Raw genomic sequence first — 11,723 nt, forward strand, 5'->3', positions numbered from 1 at the left:
GGGGCCGACAGGCCGTCGTCACTCGGGATGTTTCCAGGATGGATTAGAGATTTTTCCTGCGCAGATCGGAATGGGGACCTTTGTAGCCCCCATTGTCAGCGAACGCTTCACTCACGCTCTATGTTCTGACTGAACCATCGGCGTTATAGCGTTCAATGATCGTCAGTTTCAGCACCGCATCTGTGCCATCGCAATCAGTCATCCATGCGAACCATGCGCCGTTTGGAAAGTCTTCACGTTTGTAAGTCTGCATGAAGTTCTTGCTTCGCCACGACTTCAAATAAACGTCTTGAGCGTCTGTGCGGTCAATCGAGAACTTACTGCCTCCACAATCTGATATTCCGGCCAGGTAAGCACTTCCAGATTCTTTTGTTTTATGGACCCAGCCGCTGGCGCCAACGGCTAAATAGATGGGCGACTCTTGCTCTGGAGGTTGAGAGGCCGTTGTTTGGTTTTCAGGCAGCAGCGTTTTGTCATCTGAAACAGACACTGAAGCATGGTCTGTATTTGAGGCAACATCAGACGGAGAGGCAGATTTAAACACCTTTTCTTCTTGCATATAGACCGGATCCGCATCGTTCAGGTACGCAACGGTCTTTATTGGATCTTCAGGCGTTAAAGAAACTTTATCCGGCGCCGCGAACCCTTTGAAAAACATGACGTAGTAGCCCTCATCATTGGGTTCAAAGCGAATCTTGATCGATTGTGTGAGCAATGAATTGGCACAGAGCTCCTCGACCCCTTCCGCTTCGTATCCTCTCGCATTAAGTTTGGAAAACCCCAGCTTGGTACCGTCCTTGAGGTCTAGCGTCGCCAGAAATGAACGTCCTTTTTTTTCGTCAGTCATATCAATCATCCTTGATAGTGAGTTTCAGATAACCCCATCCTGATAGTAGCTGCCCGAAGAAACTTTATCCGCACGCCTCAAGAACGATTGGAGATAACCCCTCTTAAAAATAGTCGCACTCGTCCGTGCCAGTGATATCAGAACATCAACCTCGAGGATGACGCGTCACATGCATACCGTGCAACCGCTCGGGTGATGATACTGATGATACCGAGGGCTGTACCATCCAAAGCAGACATACTGACGGTGCCGACCGGCATGAAGCGGCGGCGGAGAAATCTGGAGCAGAAGCCTGAAAACTTCTATGACGACGGGCAGAATGGCGGCGGTCGAAAAAAGGAGCGCCAGCCTTGATATGCGAAACCGGCAAAGCCTACCACATAAGGCTCGCGGGACGACAGGCCGTCGTCACTCGGGATGTTTCCAGGATGGATTAGAGATTTTTCCTGCGCAGATCGGAATGGGGGCCTTTGCAGCCCCCGTTGTCAGCGAACGCTTCAGCAAAACCGACATTCAGTTTGCTTAGGCTCCAATACCACCAGCCCACTAACCCCGCGGATGATGCTTCGCATGCATCTCCTGCAACCGCGCGCGCGCCACATGGGTGTAGATCTGGGTCGTCGAAAGATCGCTGTGCCCCAGCAACATCTGCACCACCCGCAAGTCAGCGCCGTGATTGAGCAGATGTGTGGCAAAGGCATGGCGCAGGGTGTGCGGTGACAGGGATTTGCCGATGCCCGCAACCGTTGCTTGATGCTTGATACGGTGCCAGAAGGTCTGACGGGTCATCTGGTCGCCGCGGGTGCTGGGGAACAGTACGTCGCTGGGTTTCCCGCCCAGTAGCTCGTCGCGGGCACCGCGCATGTAGCGCTCTACCCAGACGATGGCCTCTTCGCCCATGGGTACCAGCCGTTCCTTGCTGCCTTTACCCATCACCCGCAGTACGCCCTGGCGCAGGTTGACCTGTTCCAGTGTCAGGCTGATCAGTTCGGTCACGCGCAGACCGCAGGCATACAGCACTTCAAGCATGGCACGGTCACGCTCGCCGATGGGCTCACTCAGGTCGGGTGCTGCCAGCAGCGCTTCGACGTCGGCTTCGGAGAGTGACTTGGGCAATGGCTTGCCCAACTGAGGCATGTCGATCTGCAGGGTGGGATCGACGGANCGTGCGCCGGACAGGAAACGCGCCGTGGAGCGCGGTTTGTAGGCATTTTCAACGCGCCACGCAAGATGATCGAGGATGACCTCGCGTCCGGCACTGGGCAGATCAACGTTGCGCTCCTGCAGCCAGCCGTTGAACAGCGCCAGGTCGCTGCGGTAGGAATCGCGGGTGTTATCGGACAGCCCCTTTTCAAGCCAGAGCGCATCCAGAAACCGGTCAATCAGCGGGTGGTCGATGGCAGCCATTTCAACTCAGTACGTGCGTGATACGCCGAAGACGAATTTTCAAACATCAGATAGCAAAAAGGCAGCCCGAAGGCTGCCTTTTTTATGCATCGAAAAACTGTATCAGGACAGTTTTTCCTTGATGCGCGCTGCTTTACCGGACAGGTCACGCAGGTAGTACAGTTTGGCCTTGCGAACGTCACCGCGACGTTTCACAGCCATGCTGTCGATTTGCGGGCTATAAGTCTGGAAAGTACGCTCAACGCCAACACCGTTGGAGATTTTACGAACAGTGAAAGCACTGTTCACGCCACGGTTACGCTTGGCAATTACAACGCCTTCGAATGCTTGCAGACGAGCGCGGTCGCCTTCCTTCACTTTAACCTGAACGACGATGGTGTCGCCTGGTGCAAAGGTAGGGATCTCTTTGGTCATCTGCTCTGCTTCGAGGGCAAGAATGATTTTGTTAGTCATGCTGGTGCTCCTAAGGTAATCCGTATGGATCGACCATCGATACGTTAACTATCGTCCCGCTCGCGGATGTATTCCGCCAGCAGCTTCTTCTCTTCTCCAGAAAGCGAGCGGCTTTCCAGAACATCAGCGCGTCGTTCATAGGTCCGCCCAAGGGACTGCTGTAAACGCCAACGCCGGATGTGCGCGTGATTGCCACTTAGCAACACGTCGGGAACACGCTGATCCGCATACACCTCAGGTCGGGTGTAGTGCGGGCAATCCAGCAGACCGTCCGTGAAGGAATCTTCCTCCGCGGAGTCCACATGCCCTAAAGCTCCAGGCAGCAGCCGCGTAACCGCGTCAATCAGGACCATAGCCGGCAGCTCGCCACCGGAAAGAACATAGTCACCAATCGACCACTCTTCATCGACATGAGCATCAATAAAACGCTCGTCAATGCCTTCATAACGACCGGCGATGAGGATAATCGCTTCCTCCTGCGCCAGTTCGCGTACCGCAGACTGATTCAGCTGACGGCCTTGTGGCGACAGGTAAATAACCTTCGCCGCATCCCCTGCCGCTTGCCTGGCCTGAACCAGAGCATCTTCGAGGGGCTTGATCTTCATCACCATGCCAGGACCACCGCCAAATGGGCGATCATCCACAGTGTGATGGCGATCAGTGGTGTAATCCCGCGGATTCCAACAAGTCAGCTGCAACAGCCCTTGTTTCACCGCACGGCTGGTAATGCCGTATTCGCTGATGGCGGAAAACATCTCGGGAAACAGACTGATGACTTCTATGCGCAGGCTGGCCATGGCATTCAGAAGTCCGCGTCCCAATCCACCTTCATCTCGCCAGCAGCCATATCGATTGCCAACACGCATTGCTCTGTATAGGGCAACAGGCGTTCACGATCATCCAGGCTACCCGCGCAGGGCTTTACAACCATTACATCGTTCGAACCGGTTTCGAGCAGGTGATCGATTTTCCCGAGCAGTTGCCCGAGTTGGTCGATGACCTTGAGGCCTTCAAGCTGGTACCAGTAGTACTCGCCATCGTCCAGATCAGGGAACAGGTTACGCGGCACGCAGATTTCGTAACCGGAGAGAAGACGAGCTTCTTCACGATCATCGAGACCTTTGAGCTTTGCGACCAGAAACTTGCTTTGCAAGCGTCCGCTGACCAGCTCCACCTGTTTCTCAACGCTGCCTTCGCGCCGAAGCGTCCAGGTTTTGTAGTCCAACAGGTTTCCAATCGGATCAGTAAAGGAAAAGACCTTCACTTCGCCGCGAACGCCATGAACCGAGTAAATCTTGCCAATGACGATCAGATCGTCGGCAGATGCAGGCGTCGCGTTCATAAGACTCAGGCCGCGGCCTTGGTCTTGTTGTGCTCTTTGAGCAGCTGGGCAACGCGCTCGGAAGTTTGTGCACCAACGCTCAACCAGTAGTTGACGCGTTCTTCGTTAACGGACAGACGGATTTCCTGACCACGGGCAACCGGGTTGAAGAAACCAACCTGTTCCTTGTGGGAACCGTCACGAGCGTTGCGGCTGTCGGTTACGGTCAAGTGGTAAAACGGGCGCTTTTTGGAGCCGCCAAGGGCAAGACGGATGGTTAGCATTGAACATCGTTCCTGTAGTCGGTGCTGCAAATCTAAGATGCACAGCGGGCATAGGTGCCCGAAAGGCCGCATATTCTAAGGAATATCCCGACTTTTGCAAATGTCTTTTTCCGGCGCCTATCGGCATGCCTTCCAGATTTGCGAGGGCGCTGTCGGTATGACAGCAGGTAAAAGCCCGCATAACGCGGGCTGACCGGGGGTCGCCCCCCGTGTGGGACGCGTGCAAAGAAGCTTGCACGCGACGCAATTACATTTTTGGCATGCCGCCGCCGGGGAGCATTCCGCCCATGCCGCGCATCATTTTTGCCATTCCGCCCTTGGCGGAGAACTTCTTCATCATCTTCTGCATCTGTTTATGCTGCTTGATCAGACGCCCGATGTCCTGCACCTGGGTACCCGAGCCCATTGCAATACGGCGCTTGCGCGAGCCGCTGATCAGGTCCGGGTCACGGCGTTCGCCAGGCGTCATCGAGTTGATGATGGCTTCCATCTGCTTGAACTGCTTCTCGGCCGCGCCCTGGGCATTGCCCATCTGCGCCAGATTGACGCCGCCGATGCTTGGCAGCTTGTCCATGAGGCCGCCAAGGCCGCCCATGTTTTTCATCTGCTGCAGCTGATCGCGGAAGTCTTCGAGATCGAAGCCTTTGCCTTTCTTGAGCTTTTTCGCCAGTTTGTCGGCTTTATCCTTGTCGAGAGTCTGTTCAGCCTGCTCGATAAGGCTGAGCACATCGCCCATGCCAAGGATTCGCGAAGCGATACGATCTGGGTGGAACGGCTCCAGCGCCTCGCTCTTCTCGCCCATACCGATGAACTTGATCGGCTTGCCGGTAATTGCACGCACCGACAGGGCCGCACCACCGCGAGCATCACCGTCGACCTTGGTGAGGATCACACCGGTCAGCGGCAGTGCATCACCGAAGGCCTTGGCGGTGTTGGCCGCATCCTGACCGGTCAAGGCATCGACCACGAACAGCGTTTCAGCTGGCTTGGTCGCAGCATGCAGCGCCTGAATCTCGCCCATCATCTCGACATCGACGTGCAGACGACCGGCGGTATCGACGATGACCACGTCAATGAACTTGAGCTTGGCTTCTTTAATGGCCGCCAGGGCGATGTCGACCGGCTTCTGGCTGATATCGGAGGCGAAGAACGTCACACCGATGTCGTTGGCCAGGGTTTCGAGCTGCTTGATGGCGGCAGGACGGTAGACGTCGACCGACACCACCATCACGGTTTTCTTCTTGCGCTCTTTAAGGAAGCGCGCCAGCTTGCCAGCGGTGGTAGTTTTACCCGCACCCTGCAGGCCCGCCATGAGGATGACGGCAGGCGGCGTGACATTGAGCACCAGATCTTCGTTGGCAGCGCCCATCAGGCTTTCGAGTTCGGCCTGGACGATCTTCACGAACGCCTGGCCTGGCGTCAGGCTGCGCGACACCTCGGTGCCGACGGCGCGCTCCTTGACGTTGTTGACGAAGTCTTTGACCACCGGCAAGGCGACGTCGGCTTCAAGCAACGCCATACGCACTTCGCGCAAGGTATCTTTGATGTTGTCCTCGTTCAGCTTGGCCTTGCCAGTAACATGGCGCAGCGTCTGCGAGAGGCGGTCAGTCAGGTTTTCAAACATGCGCGATCCTTTCAGGCTCTCGTCGAACCCCGGTTGATGCGGCCCGGCCCGTAATGCAGAAATGGCGCTCGGCGAGCCTGCGGCTTGAGCAGGTCGCGGATTATAGCGAAGACTCCGCCGCACGGACACCACGCAGTCTGCTTCTGTGGTCTTTCGTGATTTGCCGGTTATATGCCAAACTCAACGTCTTTTCAGGCCCGTCCATCAGGATCTATGTCCCCTTTGCCACCCAGCCTGCTTCCCAGCCTCGCCGCCGCCGTTCTGTACGCCGCTGCGACCGTCTATCAGAGCCTGCGCCTGAGCCAGGCCGTCAAGCCCGACAAGCGGCTGCTTTGCCTGCTCGGTACGCTGGCGGTGATCGCACACGCCATCGGTCTGTTTTCCCAACTGACGCATTCCGTCGGCCTGGGTCTGGACTTTTTCAACTCGGCCAGCCTGATCGCCGCGTCAGTGATCGTTGTGACTCTGATCGCCACGTCACGCATTCCGGTGGAAAACCTGCTGGTGCTGCTGTTCCCACTGGGAATGGTGACCGTGCTGCTGGCTCAGTTCGCCCCCAGCGGCACCGTACAGCCGATCATGGAAGAACCCGGCATCCTGAGCCATATACTGCTGTCGCTGCTGGCTTACGGAATGTTCACCATTGCCGTATTCCAGGCGTTGCTGTTGCTGTTGCAGGACTACCGACTCAAGCACAAGCACCCTTCCGGACTGATCAAGAACTTCCCGCCGCTGCAAACCATGGAAAGCCTTTTGTTCGGCTTCCTCTGGGCTGGCTGGACGCTGCTTTCGCTGTCGCTGATTTCCGGCTGGCTGTTCGTTGAAAACCTGTTTGCCCAGCATCTGGTGCACAAGACCCTGCTGGCTTGCCTGGCCTGGGTCGTATTCAGCGTACTGCTGTGGGGGCGCAACCGCCTTGGATGGCGAGGTCACAAAGCCATTCGCTGGACCCTGGGCGGCTTCTGCCTGCTGATGCTCGCCTACTTCGGCAGCAAGCTGGTACGCGAATTCATCCTGCACATCTGACGGGCCCTGATCATGGATAATCTGCCCCTTGGCCCACTGCTTGGCGTTCTCGCCCTCCTTATGCTCTGGGCTGGTCTGCTGACGTCAGTCGAAGCCGCGCACCACCAACTCAAGGCAATGCGCGCCGCCAGCCGTTCGGACAAGGCCGCGCCGCTTCCCGAGCTGGCGTTCAACCTGAACAGCCTGATCCTGGGCAATACGCTGATAAGAGTGCTGATCACCGTAATCGCAACACTGATTGCTGCCAATTACTGGTTCTACAACGGCCCGACCGTGGCATGGCTGGGTACCGTGAGCGTCATGCTGGTGTTCGCCGAATACATACCGCGCCGCCTGGCGAACCGTCACCCTGTCTCGACACTGCTACTGGGCAATGGCGTACTGCGCATTCCAATGAAGATCGTCTGGCCGCTGGCCTACGTGTTCAACGTGCTCGCCAAGACGCTGCTGCGCCCGTTTTTGTCACGCCATGTGCAGCAACAGGAGCAGAACTTCGAAGACGATGTGCAGAAAACCAACCGCCACGACATTGTTCACGAGCATTATCCGCGCGCCAGCGTGCTGTCGGGCATCCGCGCACTGGACAGCATAACGGTCAATGACATCCTGATACCGCGCAACGAGGTGGATGGCGTCAACCTTGATGATCCGATGGAGCTGATCATCGAGCGCCTGATCATTTCACGTCACACGCGCCTGCCGGTCTATCACAACGACATAAATCAGGTTCAGGGCGTCATCAATACACGCGACATCAGCCACCTGCTGCCCAAAGGCACACTGACCAAAGAGCAGTTGCTGGCAGTCTGCTACGAGCCTTATTTCGTTCCGGAAAGCACTCCGTTGCAGTTGCAGCTGCTGAATTTCCACAAACAGCAGCGCCGCCTCGGCGTGGTGGTTGATGAGTACGGGGAAGTGCTGGGTATCGTCACCCTTGAAGACATTCTTGAAGAGATCGTCGGCGAGTTCGAAAGCGAGCAGCGGCTGGACAACCCCCACGTCAAGCAACAGGAAGACGGACGCCTTGAGGTGGAAGGTGCTGCGTCCATTCGCGAACTCAATAAAAGCCTTGGCTGGCACCTGCCTTCCGATGGTCCGAAAACCGTTAACGGGTTGGTTACCGAAGCACTGGAAACCATTCCAGAGGCTCCGGTCTGCCTGAAAATAGGGCCTTACCGGCTGGAAATTCTCGAGGCCGAAGACAATCGCGTCAAGCGCGTGGCTATGTGGCAGAACACCCTCGTTCGCACCTTCAAATAGATTTCTGCCTTCAAATAGATCCCGGCGATACCCTTGTCTCTCGACCCATTCGGGTTACTCTGCTCGACGCTTTACCCACAATCACAATAATGAATGCTAGCCGGAGCACGGTCCTTGCCGCCCGGCGAGTCGACAGCCAGGGAATCCGCATGACCAGCACCCCGCTCTCTCGCGAAAATAATACCGAGTCCGTAAATCCGGTGAATTCGGCAACCCGCGTCGCCACAGCCAGCTTCATCGGCACAGCTATCGAGTTCTACGACTTTCACGTTTACGCCACTGCCGCCGCGCTGGTGATAGGTCCGGTGTTTTTCCCGCAAACCTCAGGTACGGCACAGATGCTGTCGTCATTTCTGACCTTCGGTATCGCCTTTCTCGCACGCCCGCTCGGGTCGGCGCTGTTCGGTCATTTTGGCGACCGGATCGGGCGTAAATCGACCCTGGTGGCGTCTCTGCTGCTGATGGGTATCTGCACCACGCTGATCGGCGTATTGCCCGGTTACGCGACTATCGGCGCGTGGGCACCGATTCTGCTATGTGTACTGCGCTTCGGTCAGGGGCTTGGCCTGGGCGGGGAATGGGGTGGCGCTGCGCTTCTGGCGACCGAGAACGCCCCGAAAGGCAAACGCGCCTGGTTCGGCATGTTTCCACAGTTGGGACCTTCAATCGGTTTTCTGGCCGCCAATGGCCTGTTTCTGGCACTGGCCATGACCCTGAGCGACGAGCAGTTTCGCGCGTGGGGCTGGCGAATCCCGTTTCTGCTCAGCGCCGTGCTGGTCATGGTCGGGCTGTATGTGCGCCTGAAGCTGGAAGAAACTCCGATCTTCGCCAAGGCCATGGCCCATCACCAACGCGTCAGCCTGCCGATCGTGGAAACCTTCAGCCAGCACTGTAGGCCCATGCTGCTTGGTGCAGCGTCGATGGTCGTCTGTTATGCGCTGTTTTATATCTCGACGGTGTTTTCATTGAGTTACGGTGTGGCCACGCTGGGCTATACCCGTGAAACGTTTCTGGGGCTGCTGTGCTTTGCGGTGCTGTTCATGGCGGCTGCCACCCCATTGGCGGCACTGGCAAGCGACCGCTTCGGGCGCAAGCCGGTACTGATTATTGGCGGTGTGCTGGCGATTCTGTCAGGTTTCACCATGGAACCACTGTTAACCCACGGCAGCACCTGGGCTGTGGCGTTGTTTCTGTGCATCGAGCTGTTTCTGATGGGCATTACGTTTGCCCCCATGGGCGCACTGCTGCCAGAGCTGTTCCCGACACAGGTTCGCTACACAGGCGCATCGGCGGCGTACAACCTGGGCGGAATCGTCGGCGCGTCGGTTGCCCCCTTCTTCGCCCAGAAACTGGTGGCGATGGGCGGCTTGAGCTGGGTGGGCGGGTATGTATCTGCAGCTGCGCTGATCAGCGTGCTGGCGGTGTTGAGCCTGAAGGAAACTCGGGATAGGGATCTATAAGCCTCAAGCTGCAAGCAAGAGCACCACACTCCTGCTTGTAGCTTGCAGCTGCGCCCTTACAACTTTACGTCTACCGCTTGCGACGCTCGGGTCGCTTTGGCCCGCGCGGCTTCGATGGACTCGTCGCGAGCCAGGGCAACGCCCATGCGGCGTTGACCGTTGACTTCCGGTTTGCCGAACAGGCGCAACGCGGTGTCAGGCTCGGCCAGCGCCGCGCCGAGGTTAGCGAAAGCGGTCTGAGTGGACTGGCCTTCGACCAGAATCACTGCGGAAGCAGATGGCCCGAACTGGCGGATCAACGGGATCGGCAGGCCGAGAATCGCGCGAGCGTGCAGGGCAAACTGCGACAGGTCCTGAGAAATCAGGGTGACCAGACCGGTGTCGTGCGGGCGCGGCGAGACTTCGCTGAACCACACTTGATCGCCCTTGATGAACAGCTCGACGCCGAACATGCCACGGCCACCCAATGCCTCGGTCACCGCCCTTGCAACACGCTCGGACTCTGCCAACGCTACCGGGCTCATGGCCTGCGGCTGCCAGGATTCCTGATAGTCGCCCTTCTCCTGGCGATGGCCAACCGGCGCGCAGAACGTGGTGCCACCGATGTGACGCACGGTCAGCAGGGTGATTTCGTAATCGAAGTCGATGAAACCTTCGACAATGACGCGGCCCTTGCCAGCGCGACCGCCTTCCTGCGCGTAATCCCAGGCTTTCTGCACGTCATCAGCGCTCTTGAGCAGGCTCTGCCCTTTGCCCGACGAACTCATGACCGGCTTGACCACGCAAGGGAAACCGAGGTCTTCGACCGCCTTGCTGTATGCCTCGAAGGTGTCGGCAAAGTGATAAGGCGAGGTCGGCAGTTTCAGCTCTTCGGCCGCCAGACGACGAATGCCTTCGCGGTTCATGGTCAGTTGCGCGGCGCGCGCGGTCGGGATCACGGTGAAGCCTTCAGCCTCAAGCTCAACCAGAGTTGCAGTGGCGATGGCTTCGATTTCCGGAACGATGAAATCCGGCTTCTCGGCCTCGATGACTGCACGCAACGCGGCACCGTCGAGCATGTTGATCACATGGCTGCGATGAGCAACCTGCATCGCGGGCGCGTTCTCATAACGGTCAACAGCGATCACTTCAACGCCAAGGCGCTGCAGCTCGATCACGACTTCCTTGCCCAGTTCGCCGCTGCCGCAGAACAGTACGCGAGTCGCGGTGGGCGACAGTGGAGTTCCGATTTGAGTCATCTCAGGTCCTCGTGAAGCAGATATCGAGGGCTGCCTGCCTTATGCAAGCAACCGCTGTGGAGAAAGGCGCGCAATTTACCACGAAGCCCCGGTAAATGGGCGCTCAGCCCGGACAAGCATTGTTGCGCGCTCGCCAGGCCATGATCATCCAGACCAGGGTCACGCCGGCGAACTTCGATGCCAGCGCAGTGAGCACGACCGGTGCAGTCAGCGCGTCGATCATGCCGAAGAAGATAAAGGTATCCAGCGGGATGCTGAGTGCCGAGCTGATCCATAGCCGGTCACGCAACGGGCGTCTGGTGATGCTGAACACCAGCCAGTCAATGCACTCGGAGACCGCGAACGCAGTGGCGCTGGCCAGGGCAATGGTCGGGTCGCTGGTGACATACGAAAGCACCAGCGCCACCAGCATGGCGATGATTGCGCCATGACCAAAGCGAATTTGCACCATATCGCGCAACACAAACACCAGCCCGCCCCAGGCAGACCAGATGATGTCCAGATGCGGCGCACTGGAGAAGGCGAAGTTGATCAGCACGACACTGCCGATGTAAGCGATCAGGAAAAGCATGGAGGGTTTGGGCCTGTGCAAGCGAGCGGCAATGATAGCAAACGCGGGCAAGGACCGTGCCCAGGCGTAGGCGAAAGCGCTATTTCTGACGAAGATAATGCATCGACTGCACCGGCCTCTTCGCGAACAAGTTCGCTCCCACAACGCCCACGGATAACCTGTGGGAGCGAACTTGTTCGCGAAGGCTATATTCCAAACGCAGCAAATTCTTCTACTGCACCGGCCTCTTTAC

The 11,723-nt window shown here is 57.6% G+C and carries 12 protein-coding genes; 3 read left to right on the top strand and 9 right to left on the bottom strand.

What is annotated here, in order from left to right; genetic code table 11:
* Positions 1–118 precede the first annotated feature (118 nt).
* The 7 genes from AO277_RS06480 to ffh form a co-directional block, all read right to left on the bottom strand.
* Positions 119–847, bottom strand: a complete 729-nt coding sequence (locus AO277_RS06480) for a hypothetical protein (RefSeq protein WP_044317317.1) — start codon at positions 845–847, stop codon at positions 119–121.
* 546 nt (positions 848–1,393) lie between these two features.
* The gene (xerD, locus tag AO277_RS06490; RefSeq protein ID WP_099258828.1) at positions 1,394–2,254 is read right to left on the bottom strand and encodes a site-specific tyrosine recombinase XerD; all 861 of its coding nucleotides are present in this window, start codon (positions 2,252–2,254) and stop codon (positions 1,394–1,396) included.
* 102 nt (positions 2,255–2,356) lie between these two features.
* Positions 2,357–2,707, bottom strand: a complete 351-nt coding sequence (gene rplS / locus AO277_RS06495) for a 50S ribosomal protein L19 (protein ID WP_002552524.1) — start codon at positions 2,705–2,707, stop codon at positions 2,357–2,359.
* Between the two features lie 44 nt (positions 2,708–2,751).
* Entirely contained in the window at positions 2,752–3,504 is a 753-nt protein-coding gene (gene trmD / locus AO277_RS06500) for a tRNA (guanosine(37)-N1)-methyltransferase TrmD (RefSeq protein ID WP_044317315.1), read from the bottom strand.
* A gap of 5 nt (positions 3,505–3,509) precedes the next feature.
* On the bottom strand, positions 3,510–4,049 hold the full coding sequence (rimM, locus tag AO277_RS06505) for a ribosome maturation factor RimM (protein WP_002552522.1): 540 nt from the start codon (positions 4,047–4,049) through the stop codon (positions 3,510–3,512).
* A gap of 5 nt (positions 4,050–4,054) precedes the next feature.
* Complete coding sequence (rpsP, locus tag AO277_RS06510; protein ID WP_002552521.1) at positions 4,055–4,312, bottom strand: 30S ribosomal protein S16; 258 nt, start codon at positions 4,310–4,312, stop codon at positions 4,055–4,057.
* Between the two features lie 247 nt (positions 4,313–4,559).
* On the bottom strand, positions 4,560–5,936 hold the full coding sequence (gene ffh, locus AO277_RS06515; protein ID WP_044317314.1) for a signal recognition particle protein: 1,377 nt from the start codon (positions 5,934–5,936) through the stop codon (positions 4,560–4,562).
* Positions 5,937–6,149: 213 nt separating this feature from the next.
* Here ffh and AO277_RS06520 point away from each other — a divergent pair, with 213 nt between their 5' ends.
* The 3 genes from AO277_RS06520 (at position 6,150) to AO277_RS06530 (ending at position 9,682) form a co-directional block, all read left to right on the top strand.
* Complete coding sequence (locus AO277_RS06520) at positions 6,150–6,962, top strand: cytochrome C assembly family protein (protein ID WP_002552519.1); 813 nt, start codon at positions 6,150–6,152, stop codon at positions 6,960–6,962.
* Positions 6,963–6,974: 12 nt separating this feature from the next.
* Positions 6,975–8,222 carry a CNNM domain-containing protein gene (locus AO277_RS06525; RefSeq protein ID WP_044317313.1) on the top strand — a complete coding sequence of 416 codons (1,248 nt, stop codon included), beginning with the start codon at positions 6,975–6,977 and terminating at the stop codon, positions 8,220–8,222.
* A gap of 149 nt (positions 8,223–8,371) precedes the next feature.
* A complete protein-coding gene (locus AO277_RS06530) occupies positions 8,372–9,682 on the top strand; it encodes an MFS transporter (protein ID WP_044317312.1) in 1,311 nt (436 codons plus the stop codon).
* 56 nt (positions 9,683–9,738) lie between these two features.
* On the opposite strand, the gene purT is transcribed toward AO277_RS06530, so the two are convergent.
* Together purT and AO277_RS06540 are read right to left on the bottom strand one after the other, a co-directional pair.
* Entirely contained in the window at positions 9,739–10,920 is a 1,182-nt protein-coding gene (gene purT, locus AO277_RS06535; RefSeq protein WP_002552516.1) for a formate-dependent phosphoribosylglycinamide formyltransferase, read from the bottom strand.
* Positions 10,921–11,023: 103 nt separating this feature from the next.
* A complete protein-coding gene (locus AO277_RS06540; protein WP_004666056.1) occupies positions 11,024–11,491 on the bottom strand; it encodes a preQ0 transporter in 468 nt (155 codons plus the stop codon).
* Positions 11,492–11,723 lie beyond the last annotated feature (232 nt).

The organism is Pseudomonas amygdali, assembly GCF_002699855.1.
GTDB classification, from domain to species: domain Bacteria; phylum Pseudomonadota; class Gammaproteobacteria; order Pseudomonadales; family Pseudomonadaceae; genus Aquipseudomonas; species Aquipseudomonas amygdali.

Coding starts and splice junctions, on each gene's coding strand:
- AO277_RS06480 (WP_044317317.1), bottom strand. CDS start 847: ATGACTGACGAAAAAAAAGGACGTTCATTTCTGGCGACGCTAGACCTC.
- rplS (WP_002552524.1), bottom strand. CDS start 2,707: ATGACTAACAAAATCATTCTTGCCCTCGAAGCAGAGCAGATGACCAAA.
- trmD (WP_044317315.1), bottom strand. CDS start 3,504: ATGGCCAGCCTGCGCATAGAAGTCATCAGTCTGTTTCCCGAGATGTTT.
- rimM (WP_002552522.1), bottom strand. CDS start 4,049: ATGAACGCGACGCCTGCATCTGCCGACGATCTGATCGTCATTGGCAAG.
- rpsP (WP_002552521.1), bottom strand. CDS start 4,312: ATGCTAACCATCCGTCTTGCCCTTGGCGGCTCCAAAAAGCGCCCGTTT.
- ffh (WP_044317314.1), bottom strand. CDS start 5,936: ATGTTTGAAAACCTGACTGACCGCCTCTCGCAGACGCTGCGCCATGTT.
- AO277_RS06520 (WP_002552519.1), top strand. CDS start 6,150: ATGTCCCCTTTGCCACCCAGCCTGCTTCCCAGCCTCGCCGCCGCCGTT.
- AO277_RS06525 (WP_044317313.1), top strand. CDS start 6,975: ATGGATAATCTGCCCCTTGGCCCACTGCTTGGCGTTCTCGCCCTCCTT.
- AO277_RS06530 (WP_044317312.1), top strand. CDS start 8,372: ATGACCAGCACCCCGCTCTCTCGCGAAAATAATACCGAGTCCGTAAAT.
- purT (WP_002552516.1), bottom strand. CDS start 10,920: ATGACTCAAATCGGAACTCCACTGTCGCCCACCGCGACTCGCGTACTG.
- AO277_RS06540 (WP_004666056.1), bottom strand. CDS start 11,491: ATGCTTTTCCTGATCGCTTACATCGGCAGTGTCGTGCTGATCAACTTC.